Below are 26,973 nucleotides of genomic sequence, written 5' to 3' on the forward strand. Positions count from 1 at the left end.
CAAGAACACCCAGAAGAAGATTAACTCTCTTTTGCTTGTGCAGCCTTCTCGGCGCGTTTTTTACGCGCCTCTTTAGGATCAGCCAACAGCGGGCGATAGATTTCAACCCTATCGCCGTTTTTTAGCTCATACTCATCTGGCTTAGCTATGCCTTTGGAAAAAATACCCAAGGGGCTATTGGCTAAATCCAAGTCCGGAAAAATCCTGTCTAAACCAGACTGCAATGCTGCCTGTCGTACTGTAGTGCCCTGAGGCACACGCAGGCTGTTGATTTTTTGCTTGCCAGCTAGTGCGTAAGCCACTTCAATATTAATCATCGTTTTATCCATAAAGTTGTTTCGCTCTATCACAAAACGCACCAACCATCGTATTAGCAGCTTGGGTAAATAACGGGCCCAACGTGGCTTTTACCAAAGCACCTGAATAATCAAACTCTAAATCCAAATTCATTTTACAGGCATTTTCCGCCAGCTGCTTAAACTGCCACACACCATGCAAATGTTTAAACGGCCCTTCAACCAGATTAATTTCTATTTTTTCATTGGGCGCTAATACATTCTGGGTGATGAAGGTATGCGAGATGCCTAGCTTTGATGCCGTTAGCGCTGCTCGCATGGAATATTCATCAGCAGAGATGAGCTGTGTTTTGCTGCACCAAGGCAAAAACTCTGGATAACGCTCTACATCATTAACCATCCGATACAGCGCCTCGGCAGAATAAGGCAAAATAGCTGAGCGTTGAATTTTGATACTCATAGCAACTCTTAGAGAATATATCAGTGAATGTGCCGGCTATTATACACAGACCGCCATTAACCCGGCAGATGCAATTATGTCCCACTGAACGACTTGCCTCTCGCCTAAAGCCAAACTTCTCTCTATAATGCGACCACTATGGCTAAACAGAAAAAACAAAACACCAAAGGCACGATTGCGCTGAATAAAAAGGCGCTGCACGATTATTTTATCGAACAACGCTTCGAAGCCGGCGTTGCATTAACCGGTTGGGAAGTTAAAAGCCTGCGCGAAGGCAAAGCTCAACTGGTGGACAGCTACGTACTGTTAAAAGATGGCGAAGCTTGGTTGATGGGTTGTCATGTCAGCCCACTGCAGAGCGTCAGCACACACGTAGTCGCTGATCCCACCCGTACGCGCAAACTGCTGCTGCACCGCCGCGAACTGGAAAAGCTCTTTGCTGGCGTACAGCGTCAGGGCTATACCTGTGTGGCACTTGCTTTGTACTGGAAAAAGCACCTGGTTAAATGCGAAATCGCTTTAGCTAAAGGTAAAAAAGACTTCGACAAACGCCACGTACTTAAAGAGCGTGACTCAGACCGCGAAATGCAACGCGCCCTACGCAGCAAAAATAAATAGCCTTAAACCAAGAGGCCTACAGCATGCCTAACGATGAAGAGCGCTATGCTGCTTATTTTATGCAAGCAGAAGACCACAATACCAATCCCCTAGAAACAGTTCGTCAGCTACGCAGTGAGCAGCTGGCGGCTTGTGATTTACGCAAGCATGCTGAGCTAGCCAAGTTACGCCAAACAACCAAAACAACCAAAGCAACACCACCGAATCAAACGTGCAACTCTAACGCAACGGAAACGTAACCACCCGCATACTTGCTCGGTTATTTTGCTGTAAAGTACTACTTTTGCATCGCCAAGCATCTCTCGCCTAACTAGTCCAAACATACCACTGCCCCATTTCTTAGGAGTCATCAACTCAATGAGTAAAGCCGCAGAACACACCCCCATGATGAAGCAATACTGGGCGCTGAAAAACCAGCATCCCGAACAAATTATGTTTTACCGCATGGGCGATTTCTACGAGCTTTTCTACGATGACGCCAAAAAAGCTGCACGCCTGCTCGACATTACCCTAACCAGTCGCGGTCAATCAGCAGGGCAAGCCGTACCCATGGCGGGCATTCCTTACCATGCGGTTGAGGGCTATCTGGCTAAACTGGTCAAACTGGGTGAATCTGTAGTGATTTGCGAGCAAGTGGGCGACCCTGCCACCAGCAAAGGTCCTGTAGAGCGTCAAGTAGTGCGTATTCTTACACCCGGCACCATTAGCGATGAAGCACTACTGGATGAGCACCAAGACAGTTTGATTGCTGCTCTGGTTGGCGAAGAAGAGTTGTTTGGCTTGGCTATTTTGGATATCAGCAGTGGCCGCTTTCAAGTGCAAGAGCTTCACGATTTACAAAGCTTACTTGCTGAACTGGAGCGCTTTAATCCAGCTGAGTTATTAATCCCAGAAGATTGGCCGCATCAAACCCTGCTCGGCAAACAACGTACCACCCAACAGCGCCCCATTTGGGAGTTTGCCCAAGACAGCGGCCATAAAAGTCTGTGCCAGCAGTTTTCCACCCAAGATTTGCGCGGTTTTGGCTGTGAAAATCTGACGCTCGCGATTGGCGCTGCCGGCTGTTTACTCAATTACGCTAAAGATACACAGCGCACTGCATTGCCACATATTCGCACGCTGGAACACGAACAACTCAGCGATACGGTTATTTTAGATGCCGCCACGCGTCGCAACCTTGAGCTGGACAAGAACCTCACAGGTGGGCGCGACAACACCCTACTGTCTGTGCTGGATCACTGCCAAACCACTATGGGTACTCGCCTATTAACCCGCTGGCTGCACCGCCCGTTACGTCGCCAAGCCACCATTGAGCAACGCCATGATGCTATTGCGCATCTGTTAACGAATTACCAGTTCGAGAAAATCCAACCACAGCTCAAACACATTGGCGATATTGAGCGTATTTTGGCGCGTGTTGCCCTACGTAGTGCGCGCCCCAGAGACTTAGCACGCTTACGCGATGCACTCAATGCCCTACCCGCCTTACAGGATTCTCTCAGCGAGTTTACCGAGGGCCGCTTAGCCGTGCTGGCTGATGACATCAGTCAGTATCCTGAGCTATCCGCCACACTACAAAGCGCCATAGTCGATAATCCACCGGTGGTAATTCGTGACGGTGGCGTACTCAAGCGCGGTTACCATGCTGAACTAGACGAGCTGTTGTCACTGAATGAGAATGCCGCGCAGTTTTTACTCGATATGGAAATTCGCGAAAAAGAGCGCACTGGACTAGCCAATCTCAAAGTGGGCTATAACCGTGTGCATGGCTATTACATTGAATTACCAAGCAGGCAAGCTGAGCAAGCGCCGATAGACTATATCCGTCGACAAACCCTAAAAGGGGCTGAGCGTTTTATTACCGCCGAATTAAAAGAATTTGAAGACAAAGCCTTGTCCGCTAAAAGCCGTGCCTTAACGCTGGAAAAACAGCTCTATGATGAGCTTATCGAAGTATTAATTACTCAGTTAGGTCCACTACAACTCAGCGCCAGCGCTCTGGCAGAGTTAGATGTGCTATGTAATCTGGCCGAACGCGCTCTCAGTCTGGATCTGCAGCGCCCACAGTTTAGCGCGCAGGCGCAACTAAACATCCAACAAGGCCGCCACCTGGTAGTTGAACACGTCTTAACTACGCCTTTTGTGGCCAACGATGTAGCACTAGACAACGACACGCGCATGCTGATCATTACCGGTCCGAATATGGGCGGTAAATCGACCTATATGCGTCAAACCGCGCTGATTGTACTGCTGGCTCATGTCGGCAGCTTTGTTCCCGCCGGCCAGTGCCAGTTGTCATTAGTGGATCGCATCTTTACGCGTATTGGCTCCAGCGATGATCTCGCCGGTGGACGATCCACCTTTATGGTGGAAATGAGCGAAACCGCTAATATTTTGCATAATGCTAGCCAGCACAGCTTAGTCTTGATGGATGAGGTAGGTCGCGGCACCAGCACCTTTGATGGTCTATCACTGGCGTGGGCAGCCGCTGAGCAACTGGCGCAACTGCGCGCTTGGACACTTTTTGCCACCCACTACTTTGAATTAACCAGCTTGCCCGAGCAACTGCACACTGTTGCTAACGTGCACCTTAGCGCCACTGAGCACAGGGAGCGCATTGTATTTTTACATCAGGTGCAGCCGGGGCCGGCTAACCAAAGCTATGGCTTAGCAGTCGCACAGTTAGCTGGCGTTCCCGATACTGTTATTGTGCGCGCACGCGAACTCCTAGCTCAGTTGGAACAACAAAGCTGGCAAAACCAAGCGCAGCAACCGCAACCTAGCATCCCCCTGCAAAGCGATCTTTTTGCTAGTGCGGCGCATCCTTTGCTTGATGCACTACGAGAACTTAAGCCCGATGAGCTAACCGCCAAGCAGGCACTTGACCTGCTTTATCAGTGGAAAGAAAAAGTATAATAGGCAAAATTTATGAGCACTACTTCAGAGCACTTTACCCAAGCTGCAGAGCGTTTTGATCGCTCACCCACTTCACAGCAGCTGAGCGCAATGGCAGAAAAAATCTGGCCGCTGCTCGCTCTCGACCCTAAACAACACTGGCTCGATTTTGGTGCTGGCACTGGAGTGCTCAGCGTACCTTTAGCCCAGCACGTAGCCCAAGTCACCGCGCTGGACACCTCTGCGGCAATGCTCGAACGCTTAGCCGCAAAACAGGTTGCCAATATCACCATCTTAAATCAGGATATTTTTAGCGGGTTAGACCAACACTATGACGGCATTATCAGCAGCATGGCGCTACATCACGTCGCAGAAACCCAGCGTTTATTACACTGCATGCGGCAAGCGCTCGTCTCGGGCGGTCAACTGGCGCTCATTGATCTCTATGCTGAAGATGGCAGCTTTCACGGCGACAATGACGCCAAGGGCGTGAAACATTTGGGTTTTGAGCCAGATGTACTCATGCAACAAGCTGAACAAGTAGGATTTCACCAGCTCAAACTGCAACATATTTTCTCTATTGAAAAAAGAACGGGGCAAAGCTATCCGTTATTTTTATTGCTGGGCACAGCGCGCTAACGGACGGACTACCACTCGGCAATTTCATATGACAACCACGCAGCTACAACACGCACACATTGATTGGAACGAGCAGGGTCAACCTTTATCGGCTGAGTTTGCTGACGTTTATTTTTCCAAGCAGTCGGGTTTAGATGAAAGCCGTTATGTATTTATCCAACACAACCAGCTCACCGAACGTTTTCAGCAGCTAGACAACAGCACGCCCTTTGTCGTGGCCGAAACCGGTTTTGGTACGGGGCTAAACTTTCTCACCTGCTGGCAACTTTTTTTACAACAAGCACCAGAACAGGCACGACTGCATTTTATTAGTGTTGAAAAATACCCGTTACACGCCGCCGACTTACAACTCGCACTAGCGCTCTGGCCTGAGCTTGAACCGCTCAGCGCACAGCTGTTACAACAATACTTAGTTATCCAGCCCGGTTACCAGCATTTTATTTTCCAACAAGGCCGTGTTTGCTTAACGCTGCTCATAGGCGAAGCCAGCGAACAACTAAGTCAGCTGGATGCTAAGGTTGACGCTTGGTTTTTAGATGGCTTCGCGCCGAGTAAAAACCCTGACATGTGGAGCGATGCGTTATTTAGCCAACTTGCTCGACTGGCGAAACCGCAAACCACGCTGGCTACCTTTACCAGTGCCGGGTTTGTACGTCGCGGCTTACAGGCTGCAGGCTTTAACATGCAGCGTCATCCTGGCTTTGGTCATAAAAGAGAAATGCTCAGCGGAGTATTTAGCGGTTCACACACAGCCAGTTGGGCAGCCCCATGGTTTGCCCGCCCCACGCAACCCAGCAACGCGGAAAAACATGCCGTGATTATTGGCGCCGGCATCAGCGGTTGCGCTAGCGCCTACAGCCTTGCCATCCGCGGCTGGCGTGTAACACTAATTGAACGCAATCCACATATTGCCCTAGAAGCCTCTGGCAATCCACAGGGCGTACTGTATTTAAAGCTGTCTGCACACCATACAAATTTATCACAACTTATCTTGGCCGGTTTTGGTTACAGCAGACGGCTGTTAAGCCAATGGCCAGACAACCCTTACTTTGCTGGCTGCGGGGTGCTGCAACTAGCCTATAACGTCAAAGAACTGCAGCGCCAGCAGCAGTTGTCAGCAGCCTTTAATCCTGAGCTTCTGCAACCTCTCACCGCGCAACAGGCCAGCGAACTGGCGGGGGTAACGCTGACCATGGGTGGCTTGTTTTACCCTGAATCAGGCTGGTTACAGCCGGCTGAGTTATGTCGGTTATTAATCAAGCATGAAAATATTAAACTGCTGACCGAGAAACAGGTTACGTGCCTCAACTATCAGCACCAGCAATGGCACATACAAAGTGAGAACGGCTGCATTACACAAGCGCCAGTGGTGATTATCGCCAATGCCAATGCGGCTAAAGACTTTAGCCAAACAGCGTCACTGTCAATAAAGCCTATTCACGGCCAAGTCACCTCTGTACCGGCAACTCAAGCGAGTCGTGCGCTGAAGACAGTTCTTAGTGCCGAGGGCTATATCGCCCCACAACACGAAAACCAACATTGCCTAGGTGCAAGTTTTGATTTTCAGCGCACGGATACTCGACTCAACAGCCGAGACCAGCAGCGCAATTTACACAGACTAAAAGATCTTAGCCCGCAGCTGTATCACCAACTTAACGCTGCACAGCTTAACCCCGAGCACCTGAGTGGTCATGCCGCACTACGCTGCACCAGCCCTGACTACATGCCTATCATAGGCCCTGTAGCTGATATGCAGCAGTTAGAGCTGCGTTACAACAAACTACGCAAAAACGCACGTGCTACGCCAAGCGCGAGCTGCCCATACTATCCCGGTTTGTATGTGAATACTGCCCACGGCTCACGTGGTATGGTTACTGCGCCATTAGCGGGAGAAATGTTGGCTGCTTGGATTAATAATGACGCACAGATAGTTCCCTTGCACTTGGCTGAGGCTTGCCACCCAAACCGTTTCGCGATTAGAAACCTGATGCGCAACAAGCCTCTTGTTCAGCACACGAACGAGGCTCCATAAGCAAAGAAAACCCGCTAACGAACTCTCTAAAATCCAGCAAACTGCAGATAGGCTTGAGTGATTTGTTCACCCCAGATAATGGCTATCCAGCCGGCAATAGCAAGATAAGGTCCAAAGGGTAATGGTTGCGCCATGCCTTGGCGTTGTAGACGCAAAATAATAATGCCCAAAACCGCCCCAACCAAAGACGACAGCAAAATAGTTAAAGGCAAAATTTGCCAGCCAGCCCAAGCACCCAGCATAGCCAGCAACTTAAAGTCACCATAGCCCATGCCTTCCTTGCCAGTAACCAGCTTAAACAACCAAAACACCGCCCATAGACTCAAGTAACCAAATACTGCTCCATAGAGCGCATCTGTTAAAGATACCAACCCTGAATCAGAACTATTAAGTAGCAAACCCATCCACAACAATGGCAACACTAGAATGTCAGGTAAAAGCTGGTGGTCTGCATCAATTAAGCTTAGCGCTAGCAATCCCCAGGTCAGTAGAAGCATAGCCGCAGCCAGCCAGCTAAAACCAAACTGCCAAGCAATAACCATAGCCAACAAGCCGCTGGCCAATTCCACTAACGGATAGCGCTTGCTAATAGGTTGTTTGCAGCTGTGGCAACGTCCACCCAAGGCTAACCAACTCAGCAGCGGCACATTTTGCCACGCCCTGATAGGGCTTGAGCACTTCGGGCAGCATGAGTTGGGCTGTATAAGATTGAAGACATCAGCTGCCTTTTGTTCTGGCAACTCTAATACCTCGCGCGCCTGTGCCTGCCAACTACGCTCCAGCATAATCGGCAATCGATACACCAGCACATTAAGAAAACTACCTACCAGCAGGCCGAGCACCAAACAAACTGCCATCCATGCCAATGGGCTAACCTGAAAGAACTCAATTAATTCCATTAAACAACTGCACCCAACTGGAAGATTGGCAGGTACATGGCAATAATCAAACCACCCACCAAAACACCCAACACAGCCATAATCATCGGCTCCATCAGAGCCGTCAGACCATCAACAGCGTTATCCACCTCAGCCTCATAGTGAGTAGCCACTTTGTCTAGCATTTCATCCAAGGCACCAGACTCCTCACCAATTGCAGTCATTTGCAGCGCCATTGACGGGAAAACCTCAGTAGAGCGCATGGCAATATTGAGCTGAGTACCGCTGGTTACCTCTGTCTTAATTTTCCCTACAGCGTTTTTAAAGACCACGTTGCCTGTAGCTCCAGCCACTGAGTCCAGCGCATCAACCAAGGGCACACCCGCTGAGAACGTGGTGGCTAAGGTACGACCAAAACGCGCTACTGCAGCCTTATAAATTATATCGCCCACAACCGGCGTCTTAAGCAAAGCGCGATCCACGGAGTTACGTAGTTTTTCTGATTTCACCAAGGCGTGCCGGAACAGGAGAGCCGCACCAACGATAGCCGCCAGCACAATAAGCCCGTGCTCCTGTAACGCCTCAGAAATACCAATTACAAACAGCGTAAAAGCAGGTAATTCAGCACCAAAGTTAGCGAACACCTCCTGGAATTGAGGTACTACCTTTATCAACAAAATGGCCGAAACTATCACTGCCACTAAAACCACCGCAATCGGATAGTTCATCGCTTTTTTGATCTTAGCTTTCAGAGCTTCAGTTTTTTCTTTATAGGTAGCAACGCGATCCAGCAGCGTTTCTAGCGCACCTGATTGCTCACCGGAGTCCACTAAGTTGCAGTACAGATCATCAAAATACTGCGGGTGTTTGCGTAGCGCAGAAGCCAAACTATTACCTGAGCCTACATCCGCTTTAATAGACTGCACCAGCTTCGTCATATTGGCGCTGTCCAAGCCATCAATAATAATATCGAAAGACTGTAATAACGGCACACCAGACTTCATCATTGTTGCTAACTGTCGAGTGAAGATAGCTATATCCATAGGTTTAATGCGTTTACCGCTGCTAAAAAGCTGGATACCTTGTTTACGCACTTTGAGCGGGTTGATGCCTTGTTTGCGTAACTGCGCTTTTACCAACGAAGCATCTTGCTCAGCCATCTGTCCCGATATTTTAGTTCCCTGACGCGTGGTACCTTCCCACACAAAAATAGTTGTCTTGGGTGCTTTTGCCATGATTTAGTCCTTAGTCACACGGTTTACTTCTTCTAAGCTGGTTACACCTTGCATTACTTTGCTTAGTCCGGAAGTCCGCAAATCATTAAAACCATCTTTACGCATTTGCTCGTCAATTTCGATGGCGTTGCCTTCATCCATGATAATGCTTTGTAGCTTTGGCGTGACTTTAACTACTTCATAGATTCCAACTCTGCCCTTATAACCTTTGTTGCAATTTTCACAACCTGCAGGTCCATACACTTTGAATGTACCCACTTGCTCTGGGGTAAAACCTTCTTTGAGCAGCACATCATTGGGTACGGCAATCTCTTTTTTACATTTGCACAAGCGACGTGCTAAGCGCTGAGCGATAATCAGGTTGACTGAGGTGGCTAGGTTAAAGGCTGCAACCCCCATATTACGCATGCGTGTTAAGGTTTCTGCGGCACTGTTGGTGTGCAGTGTTGACATCACCATGTGACCGGTTTGGGCAGCCTTGATTGCAATTTCTGCTGTTTCCAAGTCTCGAATCTCACCCACCATGATGATATCCGGATCCTGACGCAGAAAAGCACGCAGCGCCTGAGCAAAGTCCATACCCTGCTTAGGGTTCACGTTAACTTGGTTAATGCCTTCAAGGTTAATCTCAACGGGATCTTCGGCTGTTGAAATATTAACTGTGTCGGTATTAAGAATGTTCAAACCGGTATACAGCGAAACGGTTTTACCTGACCCCGTTGGGCCGGTGACCAAAATCATACCCTGGGGCTGCGATAGCGCCTCAAGATACAGCTGTTTCTGGTCATCATCGTAACCTAAAGCATCAATACCCATTTGCGCACTGCTGGCATCCAAAATCCGCATAACTATTTTCTCGCCCCACAGGGTAGGCAGGGTATTAACACGGAAATCAATGGATTTATTGGCAGATACTTTAAGCTTTATGCGACCATCTTGCGGCCTGCGACGCTCAGAAATATCCAACCCCGCCATCACTTTTAAACGTGCTGAAATTCGATCGCGCAACTGAATGGGTGGACGTGTTATCTCGTGCAGTACCCCATCGGTACGAAAGCGAACACGGTAAGATTTCTCATAAGGTTCAAAGTGTAAGTCTGACGACCCGCCTTTAATCGCATCAAGCAGCATTTTATTCACAAACCTTACGACAGGCGCTTCATCAGCCGCATCGGCAACGTGGGCCGTTTCTTCATCGCCAGAAGCAACTTCCAGCCCATCCAGCTCCACATCATCCAAGCCCTCTAAACTTGAGCTGGGTGAATCATAGACGCGGTCGATCATCTGACCTAACTTGTCATCCTCTACCAGCAAAGCCTCAACGGTCATGCCAGTACTGAACTGCACATCCGTTATGGGTTGCTGGTTGCCCGGATCAGAAACAGCCACATAGAGTTTATTGCCTCGCTTAAACAAAGGTAACACTCGATGTTGGCGCACCAAGCGTTCTGCAACTAATTCCTTAGGAAAAACTTCTGGATTAATTGCATTTAAATCTAAATAAGCGACACCAAACTGCTCGGCAGCCAATTCCATCAACACGCGTGCTTGTGCGAGCTTGTTCTGTACCAGCCAAGTTACCAAGGGTATTTTATTTTGCCGCGCTTGTATTACGGCTTCTTGTACCTTTTTCTCGTCCAGTATTTCGGCTTGCACAATCGAGCGTGCCAAGCCGACTAAATTAACTGTTGTACTCATGCAATTGCACTCAAAATCCTATAGGCTAGTATTCGCGTAGTTATAGCCCACAACCTCACTAGCTGCCAAACTTTGCGCACAGTTCTAGCGAAATCATTGCCGCGAATCAATTAAATCTCTGCTGACGTTATGTTTACGTCGCGCTCTAAAAAAATCTCTAAGCAGGCGCGCCGACTCTTCTGCCATCAGCCCACCCTCCACCTGAACATGGTGATTTAAATAACGGTTTTCTAAAAATTGCGTGCGACTTTCAATTGCCCCAGCACGTGGCTCAGTTGTAGCGTAAACCAAGCGTGCTATGCGCGCGTGCACCAGCAAACCCGCACACATACTGCAAGGTTCCAAAGTAACATAAAGTGTTGTGTTAGGTAGGCGATAGTTATTTATATTAACCGCAGCTTGTCGAATCGCCTGCATTTCCGCATGTGCACTAGGATCATGCGTCATAATTGGCTGATTAAAGCCCCGTCCCACTATCTCACCCTGATACACCAACACCGCACCTACTGGCACCTCTCCCATAGCTGCTCCCTGTTCGGCAAGCAGCAGTGCTTGGCGCATAAAAAACTCATCCTGACTACGCTGGTCAATACGATCGGGGAGTTCCATTATTTTTTATCCATCAATGAGACATCGGGGTTTAACCAGTCCCCTTTAACTTGATAACGTACCGCCGCCATGCGATCAAGACGATCGCCCACCAAGCGTTCCATAATAAACAAAGCCCCACCTACCGCCGGCGCTCCCACTAATACAGCCGCCAAAGGCAGGTTGCTGGTAATCGGCATCGCCACCAGTAAGTTCGCATCCACCAGTCCTGCATTCATATCGAGCTGACCTTCAAAATCAATTTCGCTGGACACTCCCTTCAATACAAAAGGCTCTGTTGTTTTATAGATGCCCTGTTGAATAGCCAGATTACCTTTAAAACTATCATAGGCTAGACCTTTACCCAGCAAGTCAGAAAAATCCAACTTAAGCCGGCGTCCCACTGTGTCAAAATTCAACAAACCAAATACACGCAACGCTTTACTACCGGTATCCTGAGTGTTGAGTTGCCCCTTACGAAAGCTCAAGCGTGAATTCCCCACCATACTGGTGAATGTGGCTTCTAGCGGACTGGCTGGCCATTGAACATCCAGATCAACCTTAAAGCTCTCGCTGGTCATTGAGGGTGAAAAGTCCCAAGCTTGCATCACGTGCGCAATGTTTCCACCTGTTAGCTGCCCAGTAAAATCTGTATTATTTTGCTTACTCGCCTGTTGCCAGCTTAGCTCTCCCGCAATATTCAGACCTTTAAGTTCGAGATTAAGATCTTTAAAGACAACGCCATGCTCTCTTGGCATTGTACTGAGTTCCCAGCGTCCCAACCGTTGCCCATCCATGTAGAGGTTGGCAATTTTAATTTGCATGGCTGGTATCGCAGTCGGCGCGCGCTCTATTTGTTGCCCAAAGGAGTCCAGCGTTTGCTCAGCAAAAGCGGGCAAGTGTAGAGTGTCGATATTAACTTGCAAAGGCTGTTGCGGCGAACTCTGTTGCAATTTTCCCGTAACCTGTTGACTGGTTATTTCTGCCTGCCAAGCTTGATCCGTTTTCCCAGCACTATACTTTATTTTTGCACGCTCAATAGGAATAACTAAGCCCGTAACAACCTGAGCATCAAGCTGAATTTCTCTCAGCCCGCCCAAACCTTGCTGCATGCTAGTTTTTTTACCTGCATAGCGCTCGGCTAATGCCAGCCATTGCATAATCGCAAGCTCTTGCAAGCGACCTCGCACCACCAGCCCTGACTCTACGGGTAAGCGTGCTGCCTGATCACCCAAACTCAGCTCAGCACGTAGTTGTTTGGATTCAGAGTTCTGTGCGGCAAAAAAGTTAAAACGCTGTCCGTGGCGTAACCAATAATGGCGCTCACGACCCACTAACGTCATATGCCAAGTTGTAGGGATTTTTTGTTCGGCTCTTTTTGTTAGTGGTTGTGGCAATGTCAGGCTTAAACCCTGTAAGTCGCTTTCAACCACCAGCTGACTGTCTTGTTCATCCAATGTGATAAAAACCTGGTAATCAAAAGAGCCCTGCCACGGCAATTCTTGTTGTTGTCCAAGCCATTTTTGTAACGGCTGTACTGGCATATTCCCCCGCGCTTGCACCTGAGTTATTCGACTTGAACCCAGTTGTTTAGCAGCAATACTGGCACTAAACGGTTGCTGCAAAAAAAGCCCATTCAGCTGTTTAGCCGTCACGCCTTGTTCGGTATCGAACTGGACTTCGCCATTCAGCTGTTCTAACTGCACATCCAAACTAGGCATATGTAAACTGGCATTTTGCAACTGCAAACTGACCTGCGCTTGAGCACTTTGCTTAGCAAAGGGTAGTTTTAATTTAAAACGCGCCGGCACTGTTCCGTTGCCTCGCCAATCCTTTAACGCCTCGGCTTGTTCAGCGATGGGTGTGCGCTGAACCAAATACAGCCCGTCGGCCACGCTGCTCGTCAACTCAGCCTCAAGCTCAAGCACTGTAACCTCGCCTGTCGACGCATACACAACCTCAGCATGAGCTTGGCTAATAGCGCTGTTTAGCACCTTGCCTTTATCTAACTCGACCTGTACACCCCAATCATGGATAAACACCTGCGCACGACCCTCGGTAAGCTCCGGCCAGTTGCTTTGATAATCCAGCTCAGCCTCTTGCACATCAAAAAACAAAGTGATGGAACGCGCATGCTTAGGTGCACCACGACTGATAGAGCCTTGATACTGAAAATAACCTTGGTTAACTTTTCCTTGCCGTATCGCCTGTACTAGCCATTGCTGTAATTCAGGCTGTTGCTGCTGCAGTATTCTAGGCAAGTAACGCTCGGTATAGCGTGCATCTCCGTCACGCATACCCACGCGCAAATCCATGTAATCCTCTGCATTTGGGTCGTTTAACAAACGTATAACAAAATCACCTGCAATATCGCCTTCATCACCGCGCACCCGCAAATAAGGACTGGTCAACCAGAACCCATCTTCATCAAAAGCCCAGGTAAGTCGAGCATTAGCCGCATGATACGGCCAAGGTTGAGCGAAAAACTCGGCTAAATTAAGGCTAAACCCATCACTATCCAGATGCAATTCGCCTTGCTGCAAGTCACCGAAGAGTCGCCCCGATACTCCAGTCGCTCCGGGCACACTCTGCCAAGGGGAAAACTCAATTTGCGCCAGATTGGTATCGAATTTCAGGCGTTGTGCCCAAGCGGCATCTGCCTGCCAGCGTACATAGGTGTTCTGCAATTGACCCTGGATTGCCAAAGTACTCAGCACATCATGCGCCACTGGAGAATCAAGCTGCGTCAGTACAAAGTCCACTATTGGTTGCACATCCAATTGCTGCGCTCGCAACTCAATAATGCCCCAAGGGCTTTCTGGCACCAGCTGTTGGTTAATCTGTAACGGCCAATCAAATAACGGTCCTTCTTGACTCAAACCAACGGGTAGCTGTTCAAACCAAAGCGTGCGCTGTTGTGTATCACCTAACAAATACCCAACCACCGCTCCTAGCTGTAGAAAAACATCCTGTTCCTGATAGTGGGCTGCCAACTGCGCCTGCTGTACTTCAATATTGGCTTGCGTTAATACACCCTGTTCGATTTGCAGCCAAAACTGCCCAGCCAACTTAAAACTTGAAACCGCAACGGGCAACCAGCTGCTGGGTACCCATTCCAGCCAGTCACTATCAGGCATGCTTAGATAGACATCTGCATTGGCTACACGCCAATCAGAAACCAGTCCTGTGCTTTGCACACTCAGCTCAAGGGCTTGCTCATCGGGCAGGATTAAGCGCGCTTGCAAACGCTGCCGACCGGCTTGGCTTTGTAAGCTAATATGGGCGTTGGCAAGAAAAAAAACATCGGCCTCGTACGGCTGCACCTGCAGTTGAGCATCACTGATGTTTAATCTATTGATTCTTTGAAACTGTTGAAAAACCTTATCAAAATTTATATCTGACTCAGCTTGCTCCTGTTGCGCTAATGCCATACCGACCAGCAACCAGTTGCCTTGCTCGTCTTGCTCTAACTTCAGCTGCAACCCTTCAATAGTTATTGCGGCTAGCTGCCATTGCCGAGTCAGCAGACTTTTAACAATATCAGGCTGGAAATAAAGCCGCTGCACATCCAGAGTTTGATTGCCTTGCCCTATGGAAACATCGCCAGCGCGCACCACTGGTGAAAAGCCTGACCAACCCCCTTCGATACTGCCCAAACGCACAGGCTGTTGTAACTGCTGACTAAGAAACTGCTCTACATCCGCTTTATGTTCAGTCAATAGGGGAGAGAAAAAACGTCCAAAGCTGACATATACCGCCGTAAGCAGTAACAAAACAAAAACCAGCCAATAGCTCAACCTAAGATTGAGCTTAAGCGTTTTTTGCAACAGATTCACGGTGCGTCCTTAAAGCAAAACCACATCATACTGTTCCTGCGAATACATGCTTTCAACCTGAAACTTAATAGGGCGTTCTATAAATATTTCCAAGTCGGCCAAATTGCCTGCTTCTTCATCCAGCAACCTGTCCACAACACTCTGACTCGCCAATACCATATAGCCTTGAGCTTGATAGGTGCGCGCTTCACGCAAAATTTCACGAAAAATTTCATAACATACTGTTTCGGCGGTACGTAATTCACCACGCCCACTGCAGGTTGGACAAGGCGCGCAGAGGATTTGCGATAAGCTTTCGCGCGTGCGTTTGCGCGTCATCTGTACCAAGCCTAATTCTGAAATACCCACAATATGGGTTTTAGCATGATCACGTTCTAGTTGACGCTCTAAGGTACGCAACACTTGTCGACGATGCTCCTCATCATCCATATCAATAAAGTCGATAATAATAATACCGCCCAAGTTACGCAGACGTAACTGCCTTGCAATGGCTATGGCAGCTTCTAGGTTGGTTTTGAAAATAGTTTCTTCTAAAGTTCGATGCCCAACAAAAGCTCCTGTGTTTACATCAATAGTGGTCATAGATTCAGTGAGCTCTATAACCAGATAACCACCTGACTTCAGCGGCACTTTGGGCTGCAAAGCATGCTGAATTTCATCTTCAATATTGTATAAATCAAAAATCGGCCGCTCACCCGGATAGTGCTCTATGCGCTCACTCAACTCGGGCATCAGCTCACTCACAAAGCGTAACGCTTTTTGCATTGTTTCGCGCGAGTCCACGCGAACTTTCTCCGTACCCTCACAGACAAAGTCTCGCAACGCACGCATTGGTAAAGCCAAATCCTCATAAATCAAGCATGCCGATGAACAATTATTAATACGCTCTACCACTTGCCCCCACAACCGGTGTAAGTAACGAATATCCGCCAACATCCCTTCCGTACCTACAGATTCAGCGGCAGTACGAACAATAAAACCACCCTGTTGTTTATGTGGCTCATTCTCAATGCATTGGCAAACCAGCTCTTTTAATCGCTCACGCTCACCTTCATCTTCAATTTTTAAAGACACGCCCACATGCTCACTACCTGGCATATATACCAAGTAACGCGAGGGTAAAGACAGATAAGTGGTTAGGCGCGCGCCTTTGCTGCCTATAGGGTCTTTTGTCACCTGTACGACGATAAGCTGTCCTTCTTGCAAAACAGCACTAATGCTTTCTACGCCTTGTTCAGAAGCCGCACGCACTTCATCCAAGGGCAAAAAAGCAGCGCGCTCTAAACCTATCTCAACAAAGGCAGCTTGCATGCCTGGTAAAACGCGCACCACCTTGCCTTTGTAAATATTACCGACAATGCCTCGGCGCTGAGTGCGTTCAATATGCACCTCTTGCAGCACACCATTTTCAAGTATAGCTACGCGAGATTCCATGGGGGTGATATTGATTAAAATCTCTTCACTCATATTACTTCTCTTTGCCGAGTCAGTTTTCAGAAGCTTACAAACAAAAATGCCGATACTCTGGGAATATCGGCATTTTACAGCAGTTTTAACGCAGGGGGATTTTAGAACACAAAATTAAGGTGACGATTATCCTCTAGCGTAAGCGTACGCTTTTGTGTCAGCCCCTGATATTTAACCTCTACGTTATATACACCCGGGTCCAGTATGAGCGATAAAGGTGTAGAACCGTAGGGCTTATCGTTGATATACACCTGGTCACCGTATTTGTTGCTACGCACAATCAGAGAAACCGACTGGGTTTCACATAAATCAGCTGGAGCCTTTAAGAGTGCGCAGGCCATCATTTTGCGCGAAACTACATTGGCACGTACTTCAACCTCTGCGCTAACCGAGCCATCTAGATTCATGTTGGCTTCAGTAAAGTTTCGGTTAACCTCGGTGGTGTACCAGTCAGAGCTTAATCTGACCTGATCGATTTGATCAGCTAACTCTTCAGATAAGGCCGCTTGGTAATGATCCTGCACCCAGTTTTGAATTCTTGCATCCAGCGGATAGTCATTTAGACAAGCTGCCAGGCTTTTGCTGGGGGAACATTTAAAAGAAACAGCTTCGCTAAAGCGCAGCTCACGATCCAAAAACCGGGTAATTTCTTGCACGCGCTGGATATCTTGCTCGCGCTGTTGCGCTGCATAATTGGTTTTCATTCTATCCAAATCGCGTTTGGCTTGAACTAGCAGCAGCTGATGTGACGCCAATTTTTCTTCTATCTGGCTGACACGCTTGGCAACTTCTTTTTCATCCTTAGACAGCAACTCGTGCAGACCTAACAACTCATCCAAGCGCTCACGTGGAGAATTATTCAGCAAAACCTCATCCATTTCTAAACGAATTGTTTTTTTGCTGTCTTCAATTCGAATCATCATCGAATCGTGCTTATTGCGCTCGATACGCCATGTGTTGTCTAGCTGTAATTTCTCTTCGTTAAGTGATGCTACACGGCTCGCCAAATCATCGATATCTGCTTGGCTTATCAGACCCACCCTAACGGCTGGAGTGTAATTTCTAGTGGCTGAACTCGAATTTACAGTGGGCGCGCCGCTGTTTTTGGCAAGCTCCTGTAAAACGGCTCTATCAACTGTTCCCTTAGCGAAGGCATATTCAAAAACAAACAGGCTAATAACAAAAAGAAAACCCGTTACCACATAGGCCATTGGGCTTTTTAAGAGGCCAAGCACGTTTTTCTTGCGCATATGGCCATCTATTCCATCCCAGCAATTTGTTTGAATCCCCATATTCGAACTCGCCTATTCAAGTATTGATGTGTGAGTTTAGCGTGCTTGCAAGTGCAAGTATGTAATTGTGTTTATTATAAAGCGTATAAATTATACGTTCTTCGCGCTTTGTATCCAGCAATCCGTTTTGCTTGACGATTCCATAACGCTACTAGCGCCTAACTATAAGCTGTTTGGTTGTTTGGCAGCAATAAAAAATACACTTCAATAGAACCCAGCACCTAGTTTTTATCTTAAATCACTAACGGTGGTGCAATTTGACTGTAAATATTTCCAGAAAGCCACCCTATAAGCAAGCCAGCGGCAAGACTATCACAGCTGCATCAGTTTACGTAAAAGATGCATTATCATGTATACCCAAGGCCAAAGCAAACCGCTCACCAGCGCCGGGAATATATATTGCGAGACTAAAGTATGATGACCAGCCAAAGTATTAAGCCACAATAGAAAAATTTGACCTATGCTGTAAATCAACATCAAGAAAATTGCTTGCTGCCACTGCGGAAACATTCTCAAACGCTGTTGAAAGCTTAAAATCGCATAGACAACGAAGGCTAAAAAAAGCGCATGAAAACCAAAGTACGTGCCGTAGAGCACATCCTGCGCCAAGCCAAAAACCCAAGCCAGGCTGATTTTAAAATTATAGGGCAGTTCAAATACCCAATAGGAAAGCATTAACGCTAACCACAGCGGTCTAGCCGCTTGCATAAAGTCAGGCAGAGGTGCCACAGAAAGCATTAAGGCAGTCACTAGACTTAACCCAACAAAAATCAAAAAAGTTACTCGCGTTGCACTCATTGCTCTGCCTCGTCTACTTTCGCTTTATCGGGCTTAGCATTTTGTGTCGTTCCATCCACCTGCTGCATGGCTTCTGCTGTTGTATTTGGTTCAGCATCGATTAATTGCTGCATTTGGGTCTCCGATAGAGGGCTATGTCCCTCGCCAAAGACTAAAAGAAAATAACGACTTCGATTCAAGGCAGCCATCGGCACGGCATGTACCGTGGCAAAAGGCTGACCTGTTCCACGCACAACATTGGTCACCACCGCAACCGGGTAACCGGCCGGAAATCTCTGCCCCATACCTGAGGTTATCAACAGATCGCCTTCTTTAATGTCGGCGACATCCGTGATGTAGCGTAATTCGACAGTATCTGGATTGCCCGTACCGCTGGCTATGGCTCGTAAACCGTTGCGCGTAACCTGCACCGGCAAGCTGTGCGTGGTATCGGTCATTAATAAAACACGGGCTGAAAAAGGCATAATTTCAACCACCTGCCCCACCACTCCGCGCGCATCAAGCACAGGCTGCCCTAGATAAACCCCGTGCTGACTGCCTTTATCAATCACAATTCTATGAGTTTGCGGACTAGGATCCACACCCAGCAACTCGGCCGCTAATACTTGCTCTTCAAATAAAGCCGATGAGTTGAGCAGCTCACGCAGGCGCAGATTTTGCTCAGTTAACAAAGCCAGTTTTTGGAGACGTCGTTTGATCAGCAGCGTTTCGGCACGCAGCTTTTCATTCTCAGCAAGGATTTCAGTGCGGCTAGTAAAGACTTGGATCAGGTTATCAAATGCACGTACAGGTAATTCAGCAACCCAGTACAGAGGCGTTAAAACCAATCCAGCAGAACTGCGGATTGGTTTGAGTGTTGAAAAGTTCGCATCAATAACCATCAATAAGACAGACAGAAACGCCACCGCGATAAACCGCGTGTTCAGCGAAGTGCCCTTTGAAAAGATCGGTTTGATGTTAAATTCCTTTAGCTATTTATCCGGCGTTAAAATTAACTCTAACCAATAGGACTGACCTTGCCTTTATTATTCTACCGACAACAAATCCATAGAATGCTGCTCCATCATGGCTAAGGCGCGACCACCACCTACCGCCACACAGGTTTTCGGATCTTCGGCAACAATAACTGGAAGTCCAGTCTCTTGTGCTAACAACTCATCCATGCCGCGCAGTAACGAACCGCCGCCGGTTAATACCAGTCCACGTTCAGCAATGTCAGAAGCCAACTCAGGCGGTGACTGCTCTAACGCACTTTTTACCGCCTGCACAATTTGACTCAGTGACTCTTGTAGCGCTTCAAGCACTTCATTAGAGTTCAGTGTAAAACTGCGCGGCACTCCTTCCGCCAAGTTACGTCCACGCACATCAAACTCTAGCAACTCACCTGAAGGAAAAGCTGTACCAATTCTTTGCTTGATTTCTTCTGCGGTTGACTCACCAATCAGACTGCCGTAGTTGCGGCGTACGTAGGTAATAATCGCTTCATCAAAACGGTCGCCCCCCACACGTACTGATTCAGAATAAACCACGCCATTGAGCGAAATCAGGGCAATTTCTGTAGTACCGCCACCAATATCCACGACCATAGAACCACGTGCTTCTTCAACCGGCAGTCCAGCACCAATAGCAGCGGCCATAGGCTCTTCAATTAAATAAACTTCGCGTGCGCCCGCACCCAATGCTGATTCACGAATAGCACGACGCTCAACCTGGGTGGACTTACAAGGCACACAAATCAACACCCGCGGACTGGGTGTGATAAAACTATTTTCATGTACTTTATTAATAAAGTACTGCAGCATTTTTTCACACACACTGAAGTCTGCAATCACCCCATCTTTCATAGGGCGTATTGCTTGAATGTTACCGGGCGTACGTCCCAGCATGCGCTTGGCTTCCGTACCCACAGCCACCACGCTTTTTTGATTACCCCGAGTGCGAATAGCTACAACCGAGGGCTCATCCAAAACCACGCCTCTGTCGCGCACACAGATCAATGTATTAGCTGTACCAAGATCAATAGATAAGTCACTAGAAAACATACCGCGTATTTTTTTTAACATGGAAAAACAGCCCTAATATATGTGCGTGAAAAGTGCAAAAAAAAATTAATGTGAAACTGTAACAATCAGCGCCCTTTTGAGCAAGATGAAGTTTATGGTAAATTGTTGCATTGGCTAAGCTCACTAGCAGATTTCACCAAGCTCCATTTAACACCCAAGCTAACAATTAACCACGATTGTACCGCTTAACTGCGTATAATTTGCGATAAAAGATCTTTGCATAGACAACGGCTTTACCAATTCATTCATATTTATTAAGGAACCTCTACGATGCTGACCCATCAAGACGTCGAAAAGCTAGCCAAACTCACCCAGCTAGCTTTAAGCGACACAGCTTTAGCCGAGCACCTACGGGCCTTAAACCAAACAACCTCCCTCTTTAGCTCCATCAAAAATATCGCGACCGCCAATTCCGAACCGCTAATCAGCCCTCTGGAAATCAGCCAACGCCTGCGTGCCGATGTGGTGAGCGAAACCAATCAACGCGACCGCTACCAGACCCTCGCTCCCGCCGTGGAAAATGGTCTCTACCTCGTACCCAAAGTGCTGGATTAAAGGACGTCTCAATCATGCAACAGAAAACCATGGCTCAACTTGCGCAAGCACTGGCCAGTAAAGAATTTTCCGCTCGCGAACTGACCGAGCACTACCTACAGCGCATCAAACAACAAGACCCTGCGCTAAACAGCTTTATTACTGTTACCGCTGAGCAGGCGTTGCAACAAGCCGAACACGCCGATGCTCGTCGCGCCGCCGGGGAAAAACAGCCCTTACTGGGCATCCCTTTAGCGCACCAAGACCTGTTTTGTACACAAGAGGTGCGCACCAGCTGTGGCTCAAAAATGCTGGATAATTTTGTCGCGCCTTACAATGCCCAGCTGATTGAGCAACTCAATCAAGCCGGTGCTGTGTCCTTGGGTAAATTGAACATGGACGAGTTTGGCATGAGCAGCAGCGGGCAGACCAGCTTTTATGGTGCCTGCAACAACCCTTGGGATAACAGCCGTGTGGTGGGCGGTGCAGCCAGTGGTAGCGCTGCAGCAGTAGCGGCTGGCTTAGCGGCCGCCAGTACAGCCATGGACAGCGGCGGTGACATTCGCCTGCCTGCAGCTTTTAACGGTTTAACTGGCTTAAAACCCACCTATGGACGTGTATCACGCTGGGGCATGACCGCCTATGCGTCAAGTTTTGACCAAGCCGGCTTTTTAACCCGCACCGCCGAAGACAGCGCCCTGCTGTTAAACGTCTGCGCCGGTTTTGATGAGCGCGACTCTACCAGCGCACAAGAAGCTGTGCCGGATTACAGCAGCACCTTAAATCAGCCGCTGACCGGTCTGCGCATCGGTATCGCGCGCGCCTTGTTTAACGTCGATTTAAACAGCCAAATCGGTGAGGCCGTACTCGCCAGCGCCGAACAACTTCAGCAACTGGGCGCCACCTTGGTTGATATCGAACTGCCGCACGCAGAACACGCCGTCGCCATTGCCACCATCATTGGCACCGCTGAAGCCTCGACTAATATGTCGCGCTTTGATGGCGTGCGCTTTGGATACCGCTGCGAGAATCCACGTGACTTGGCTGATATGTATCAACGCAGCCGCAGTGAAGGCCTAGGCGAGCAGGTGCAGCGCCGCATCCTGCTGGGTGCTTACTACCTCTCAGCTGAGCAATATCAAGATTACTATGTCCAAGCCCAGCGTATTCGCCGCTTAGTCAAGCAAGATTACATGGAGGCCTTTAAGCAGGTGGACTTGATTTTAAGTCCCACCAGCGCTGATTTACCTCGTGCAGTCAACGCCACTGTGGATGCTAACGCTGATTTTTTAACCCAGCGCTATACCGTAGCGGCCAACTTAGCTGGCTTACCCGCCCTCTCACTGCCGGTTGGCTTGCTGGAGCAACTGCCCGTCGGTGCGCAACTGATTGCGCCCCACTTTCACGAGGCACGCCTGCTGAATGCAGCCCACCAATACCAGCAGGCAACTGACTGGCACACCCGCACACCGGCTGGATTCTAAGGAGACGCACCATGCAATGGGAAACCGTGATTGGGCTAGAGATTCATGCACAACTAGCCACTAAAACTAAGATTTTTTCCGGCAGCGCCACTGAATTTGGCGCTGAGCCAAACACCCAAGCCAGCGTCAGCGACTTAGCCATGCCAGGCACTTTACCTGTGCTGAATGCTGAGGCAGTCCGCATGGCCTGCATGTTTGGCTTGGCCGTAGACGCTGAGATTGCCGAACATAACATCTTTGCGCGGAAAAATTATTTCTACCCTGACCTGCCCAGCGGCTATCAGACCAGCCAGATGGATCACCCGATCGTCGGTTTGGGTCATCTGGACATCACCCTCGAAGACGGCAGCATCAAGCGCGTCAACATTACCCGCGCGCACCTCGAAGAAGATGCGGGAAAAAGCTTGCACGAAGATTTTAGCGGCATGACCGGTATCGACCTCAACCGTGCCGGCACCACGCTACTGGAAATTGTCTCCGAGCCAGAAATGTCCAACGCTAAAGAAGCTGTGGCTTACGCCCGCGCTATTCATAGTCTGGTACGCTACTTAGGCATCTGTGATGGCAACATGGCAGAAGGCTCGTTCCGCTGCGACTGTAACGTCTCCATTCGCCCCAAAGGGCAAACCGAGTTCGGCACCCGCACAGAAATCAAAAACGTTAACTCCTTCCGCTATATCGAACGCGCGATCAATAGCGAAGTACAGCGCCAGATTGAGCTGATTGAAGACGGCGGCACCGTGGTGCAGGAAACCCGTCTGTATGATCCGAGCAAAGACGAAACCCGCTCCATGCGTAGCAAAGAAGAAGCCACCGATTACCGCTACTTCCCTTGTCCTAACTTGCTACCGGTCGTGATTGAGCGCAGTTTTTTAGATGAATTGCGTGAGCAACTGCCTGAACTGCCGACACAAAAGCGCAAGCGTTTCGAGCAAGAATTTATGCTCTCCACCTATGACGCCAGCGTGCTGACTTCCAGCCGGGAAATGGCCGATTACTTTGAAGCCGCTCTAGCCATCAGTAAAGACGCCAAACTCACCGCCAACTGGGTGATGGGTGAACTGTCCAGCCTACTCAATAAAGACAATTTGGATATCCAAGACTCGCCCATCAGCGCTACGCAACTGGGTCAGCTGCTGGTACGCATCAAAGACAACACTATCAGCGGCAACATTGCCAAGACTGTGTTTGAAGCCATTGCCAATGGCGAAGGTGATGCGGACAGCATCATTGAACAGCGCGGCTTAAAGCAGGTTACCGACTCTGGCGCCATTGAAGCCATTCTCGATGAAATGCTGGCCGCCAATGCCACAGAAGTTGAGGAGTACCGTGCGGCAGACGAAAACCGCCGTAAGCGTATGTTTGGTTTCTTTATCGGACAAGCCATGCGCGTCTCTAAAGGCAAAGCCAACCCACAGCAGGTGAATGAGCTCCTCAAGCAAAAGCTTGAGGGCTAATTAAGACTTACTGATAAATTATGCTGTGTTTCTGAAGCCCTGAGCGATTTTAGTAATAGCTTAGGGCTTCAGGCTTGCTTGTTTTTTCTGCAACAACTTTTTAGCTACACTGCGCTTGTTAAGCTCTCGCAGTGCTTGGCTCAACTTGCCTTGCAAAGCTGGGTCATTGCAGGCGGAGTTATTGCTTAATGCAATATAAACGGATTCTGTAACACGAACCTGTGCCAGCGCCTCTAACTCATCCTGCGCCGCCAAAGCCTGTAAACTCAAGTCTAATTCATACCCATCTGCCAGTAAAAAATCCGCTTTACCATTAAGAATGGCTTGTACTGCCTCGCGCTGATTAGCCACTTCAAGTCCCTGCTGCACATCCATCTCACCTAGCCAGGGTGTTAGTAATCCCTGTTCAATCTGTGCTGGCCAGTAGACCGCTCTTAAGCCTCGTAAGGCTGGAGTTTGCTTCAGGTCTGTTAACTCTGCATAACGAAACCAAAGCTGATAGCGCGCTTGCCAATAAGCCGGCTCGATAAGCAGCGCATCTGCATGCTCCAGCAAATCCAAGCGCGCAGACAGCCACATATCCACCTGCCCCGAAGCAAATGCCCGCAAACCTTCTTCATAGCTATCTACGGGTAACAGGTTTATTTTAATACCGGCTTGCTTGGCTAACTCGCGGCTTAACTGTGCATCTACGCCAGTGCCCTGCTCGTTGCTATAGGCCGGCTGTGTGCCAAGTGCTACAGCGACAATATTCGTGCAGCTTTCAGGCACAGGAATATCGGCCTGCGCGGCGTTGGCAGCCAGCAGCCCTACTCCTAACAACAGCGGTAAAAATGCGCGCGATTTAATCAAAGTCAGCCATCTTCAAAAAGAGTTAAAAAACCCGCCTATGAATAGCGGGTTTTTGTTGTGCCACGTATTTTAACAGCTTACAGCGCGGCGTCTAACTCAGGAATAACATCAAACAAGTCGGCGACCAAACCATAGTCAGCCACTTGGAAGATAGGCGCATCCGCATCTTTGTTAATCGCAACAATGACTTTAGAGTCTTTCATGCCGGCTAAATGCTGGATAGCACCTGAGACACCTACCGCTATATACAGGTCAGGGGCAACGATCTTACCGGTTTGACCCACCTGTAAATCGTTGGGCACAAAGCCTGCGTCAACCGCCGCACGGGAAGCACCTACAGCACCGCCTAACTTATCAGCTAGGGCGTAAAGCATGTCAAAGTTTTCACCACTTTGCATACCGCGGCCACCCGAAATAACCACACGCGCTGCAGTTAAGTCCGGACGGTCAGACTTAGCGATTTCCTCACCAACAAAGGTTGAAATACCTGCATCAACACCCGCAGCAATATTTTCTATAGCTGCACTACCGCCTTCTGCAGCAGCGGCATCAAAGCCTGTGCCACGCACAGTAATCACTTTAATGTCAGCACTGGATTGCACAGTAGCAATCGCATTACCTGCATAGATTGGACGCTTGAAGGTATCTGGGCTTTCAACAGAAATAATCTCGGAGATCTGATCCGTATCCAGCAGTGCAGCCACACGTGGCAACAGGTTTTTACCCGTGGTGGTAGCTGGGGTTAAAACATGGCTGTACGCCTTGGCTTGCTCTGCGACGAGCAACGCTACGTTTTCCGGCAATTGATGCGCATAGGCAGCGTTATCTGCCACCAACACCTTGGTTACGCCCTCTACCTTTGCCGCTGCTTCACCTGCTGCAGCGCAGTTCTCACCGGCCACTAAAATATGAATATCACCACCAATGGCCTTAGCTGCACTCACTGTGTTTAGAGTTACAGCACCCAGCGCGCTATTGGAGTGTTCAGCAATTACTAAAATAGCCATTAGATCACCTTCGCTTCATTTTTTAACTTATCAACCAACTCAGCTACATCCTTAACCTTAATGCCAGCGCTGCGTTGAGCCGGGGCTTCGACCTTGAGCGTCTTAAGCGTGGAGCCCACCGAAACCCCCAATGCGTCAGGCGTTTGCGTCTCTAGCGGCTTGCGCTTGGCCTTCATAATGTCTGGCAACTTGGCATAACGTGGCTCATTCAAGCGCAAATCCGTGGTGACAATAGCAGGCAGTTTCAGCGCTACGGTTTGAAAACCACCATCAATCTCACGCGTTACACTCACTGTATCGCCATCGACCTCAACCTTAGAGGCAAAGGTGCCTTGGGCAAAGCCTGTCAACGCTCCAAGCATCTGACCCGTTTGATTGTTATCGCTATCAATGGCTTGTTTACCCAGCAAAATCAACTGCGGCTGTTCTTGGTCGGCAACCGCTTTAAGAATTTTCGCCACCGCCAACGAGCCAAGCTCGGCATCAGTTTCGACTAGAATCGCACGATCAGCACCTAACGCCAGCGCCGTACGTAATTGTTCTTGCGCTGCTGTTGGACCTACACACACAGCAACAACTTCAGTGGCAATCCCTTTTTCTTTTAAACGAATGGCTTCTTCTACGCCAATTTCACAAAAAGGGTTCATGGACATTTTCACATTGGCCAGTTCAACGCCCGTATTGTCCGCTTTAACGCGAACCTTAACGTTATGGTCGACCACACGCTTGACAGCTACTAGAACCTTCATAGATTCCTCGTTATCTCCGGATGAATAAAACCCGCAAGGCAAGCCCAGCAGAGTAGTTAAAACCTCAATAAAAAAAACACTTTAAGAGGTTTGCA

Annotated in this window: 23 protein-coding genes; 8 read left to right on the top strand and 15 right to left on the bottom strand. The window is 48.8% G+C overall.

The genetic code is table 11. From position 1 onward, the window contains the following. Positions 1 to 20: 20 nt before the first annotated feature. Entirely contained in the window at positions 21 to 329 is a 309-nt protein-coding gene (locus QEZ41_RS02790) for an RnfH family protein (protein WP_289409862.1), read from the bottom strand. Continuing rightward, positions 322 to 756 (bottom strand): type II toxin-antitoxin system RatA family toxin, encoded by a 435-nt coding sequence (locus tag QEZ41_RS02795; RefSeq protein WP_289409863.1) that lies wholly within the window; start codon positions 754 to 756, stop codon positions 322 to 324. The genes QEZ41_RS02790 and QEZ41_RS02795 overlap by 8 nt, the downstream gene beginning before the upstream one ends. Positions 757 to 894: 138 nt before the next feature. On the opposite strand from QEZ41_RS02795, the gene smpB reads away from it, so the two are divergent. From smpB to mnmC, 5 genes are all read left to right on the top strand, one after another. Next, a complete protein-coding gene (smpB, locus tag QEZ41_RS02800) occupies positions 895 to 1,374 on the top strand; it encodes an SsrA-binding protein SmpB (RefSeq protein WP_289409864.1) in 480 nt (159 codons plus the stop codon). Between the two features lie 23 nt (positions 1,375 to 1,397). Continuing rightward, the gene (locus QEZ41_RS02805) at positions 1,398 to 1,613 is read left to right on the top strand and encodes a hypothetical protein (RefSeq protein ID WP_289409865.1); all 216 of its coding nucleotides are present in this window, start codon (positions 1,398 to 1,400) and stop codon (positions 1,611 to 1,613) included. Between the two features lie 118 nt (positions 1,614 to 1,731). Beyond that, entirely contained in the window at positions 1,732 to 4,290 is a 2,559-nt protein-coding gene (mutS, locus tag QEZ41_RS02810) for a DNA mismatch repair protein MutS (protein ID WP_289409866.1), read from the top strand. A 12-nt stretch (positions 4,291 to 4,302) separates the two neighbouring features. After that, positions 4,303 to 4,908 (top strand): class I SAM-dependent methyltransferase, encoded by a 606-nt coding sequence (locus QEZ41_RS02815; RefSeq protein ID WP_289409867.1) that lies wholly within the window; start codon positions 4,303 to 4,305, stop codon positions 4,906 to 4,908. 28 nt (positions 4,909 to 4,936) lie between these two features. Further along, a complete protein-coding gene (mnmC, locus tag QEZ41_RS02820) occupies positions 4,937 to 6,940 on the top strand; it encodes a bifunctional tRNA (5-methylaminomethyl-2-thiouridine)(34)-methyltransferase MnmC2/FAD-dependent 5-carboxymethylaminomethyl-2-thiouridine(34) oxidoreductase MnmC1 (protein ID WP_289409868.1) in 2,004 nt (667 codons plus the stop codon). A gap of 26 nt (positions 6,941 to 6,966) precedes the next feature. Here the strand turns inward: mnmC and QEZ41_RS02825 are convergent, their stop codons facing one another. The 10 genes from QEZ41_RS02825 to QEZ41_RS02870 all read right to left on the bottom strand — a co-directional run bounded on the left by QEZ41_RS02825 (position 6,967) and on the right by QEZ41_RS02870 (position 20,795). Next, entirely contained in the window at positions 6,967 to 7,839 is an 873-nt protein-coding gene (locus tag QEZ41_RS02825) for a prepilin peptidase (RefSeq protein WP_289409869.1), read from the bottom strand. Beyond that, entirely contained in the window at positions 7,839 to 9,056 is a 1,218-nt protein-coding gene (locus QEZ41_RS02830) for a type II secretion system F family protein (protein WP_289409946.1), read from the bottom strand. The genes QEZ41_RS02825 and QEZ41_RS02830 overlap by 1 nt, the downstream gene beginning before the upstream one ends. Continuing rightward, positions 9,057 to 10,751 carry a type IV-A pilus assembly ATPase PilB gene (gene pilB / locus QEZ41_RS02835; protein WP_289409870.1) on the bottom strand — a complete coding sequence of 565 codons (1,695 nt, stop codon included), beginning with the start codon at positions 10,749 to 10,751 and terminating at the stop codon, positions 9,057 to 9,059. A 93-nt stretch (positions 10,752 to 10,844) separates the two neighbouring features. Next, entirely contained in the window at positions 10,845 to 11,360 is a 516-nt protein-coding gene (gene tadA / locus QEZ41_RS02840; protein ID WP_289409871.1) for a tRNA adenosine(34) deaminase TadA, read from the bottom strand. After that, on the bottom strand, positions 11,360 to 15,175 hold the full coding sequence (locus tag QEZ41_RS02845; RefSeq protein ID WP_289409872.1) for a YhdP family protein: 3,816 nt from the start codon (positions 15,173 to 15,175) through the stop codon (positions 11,360 to 11,362). The genes tadA and QEZ41_RS02845 overlap by 1 nt, the downstream gene beginning before the upstream one ends. Positions 15,176 to 15,184: 9 nt before the next feature. After that, on the bottom strand, positions 15,185 to 16,642 hold the full coding sequence (gene rng / locus QEZ41_RS02850) for a ribonuclease G (RefSeq protein WP_289409873.1): 1,458 nt from the start codon (positions 16,640 to 16,642) through the stop codon (positions 15,185 to 15,187). 101 nt (positions 16,643 to 16,743) lie between these two features. Beyond that, positions 16,744 to 17,892, bottom strand: a complete 1,149-nt coding sequence (locus QEZ41_RS02855; protein WP_289409874.1) for a PEGA domain-containing protein — start codon at positions 17,890 to 17,892, stop codon at positions 16,744 to 16,746. 354 nt (positions 17,893 to 18,246) lie between these two features. Then, positions 18,247 to 18,732 carry a rod shape-determining protein MreD gene (gene mreD / locus QEZ41_RS02860; protein ID WP_289409875.1) on the bottom strand — a complete coding sequence of 162 codons (486 nt, stop codon included), beginning with the start codon at positions 18,730 to 18,732 and terminating at the stop codon, positions 18,247 to 18,249. Beyond that, a complete protein-coding gene (gene mreC / locus QEZ41_RS02865) occupies positions 18,729 to 19,643 on the bottom strand; it encodes a rod shape-determining protein MreC (protein WP_434556782.1) in 915 nt (304 codons plus the stop codon). The genes mreD and mreC overlap by 4 nt, the downstream gene beginning before the upstream one ends. Before the next feature lie 114 nt (positions 19,644 to 19,757). Next, positions 19,758 to 20,795 (bottom strand): rod shape-determining protein, encoded by a 1,038-nt coding sequence (locus tag QEZ41_RS02870; protein WP_289409876.1) that lies wholly within the window; start codon positions 20,793 to 20,795, stop codon positions 19,758 to 19,760. Between the two features lie 270 nt (positions 20,796 to 21,065). On the opposite strand from QEZ41_RS02870, the gene gatC reads away from it, so the two are divergent. The 3 genes from gatC to gatB are packed head-to-tail and all read left to right on the top strand — an operon-like array spanning position 21,066 to position 24,270. Further along, positions 21,066 to 21,350 (top strand): Asp-tRNA(Asn)/Glu-tRNA(Gln) amidotransferase subunit GatC, encoded by a 285-nt coding sequence (gatC, locus tag QEZ41_RS02875; protein ID WP_289409877.1) that lies wholly within the window; start codon positions 21,066 to 21,068, stop codon positions 21,348 to 21,350. A gap of 14 nt (positions 21,351 to 21,364) precedes the next feature. After that, a complete protein-coding gene (gene gatA / locus QEZ41_RS02880; RefSeq protein ID WP_289409878.1) occupies positions 21,365 to 22,813 on the top strand; it encodes an Asp-tRNA(Asn)/Glu-tRNA(Gln) amidotransferase subunit GatA in 1,449 nt (482 codons plus the stop codon). An 11-nt stretch (positions 22,814 to 22,824) separates the two neighbouring features. Then, on the top strand, positions 22,825 to 24,270 hold the full coding sequence (gatB, locus tag QEZ41_RS02885; protein ID WP_289409879.1) for an Asp-tRNA(Asn)/Glu-tRNA(Gln) amidotransferase subunit GatB: 1,446 nt from the start codon (positions 22,825 to 22,827) through the stop codon (positions 24,268 to 24,270). Positions 24,271 to 24,330: 60 nt separating this feature from the next. Here the strand turns inward: gatB and QEZ41_RS02890 are convergent, their stop codons facing one another. The 3 genes from QEZ41_RS02890 to QEZ41_RS02900 form a co-directional block, all read right to left on the bottom strand. Beyond that, on the bottom strand, positions 24,331 to 25,122 hold the full coding sequence (locus QEZ41_RS02890; protein ID WP_289409880.1) for a substrate-binding periplasmic protein: 792 nt from the start codon (positions 25,120 to 25,122) through the stop codon (positions 24,331 to 24,333). 77 nt (positions 25,123 to 25,199) lie between these two features. Beyond that, positions 25,200 to 26,129, bottom strand: coding sequence for an electron transfer flavoprotein subunit alpha/FixB family protein (locus tag QEZ41_RS02895; RefSeq protein WP_289409881.1), 930 nt, complete (start codon positions 26,127 to 26,129; stop codon positions 25,200 to 25,202). Next, positions 26,129 to 26,878 (bottom strand): electron transfer flavoprotein subunit beta/FixA family protein, encoded by a 750-nt coding sequence (locus QEZ41_RS02900; RefSeq protein ID WP_289409882.1) that lies wholly within the window; start codon positions 26,876 to 26,878, stop codon positions 26,129 to 26,131. The genes QEZ41_RS02895 and QEZ41_RS02900 overlap by 1 nt, the downstream gene beginning before the upstream one ends. Between the last annotated feature and the right edge of the window lie 95 nt (positions 26,879 to 26,973).

Source organism: Thiopseudomonas acetoxidans, from assembly GCF_030362935.1.
GTDB lineage: Bacteria > Pseudomonadota > Gammaproteobacteria > Pseudomonadales > Pseudomonadaceae > Thiopseudomonas > Thiopseudomonas acetoxidans.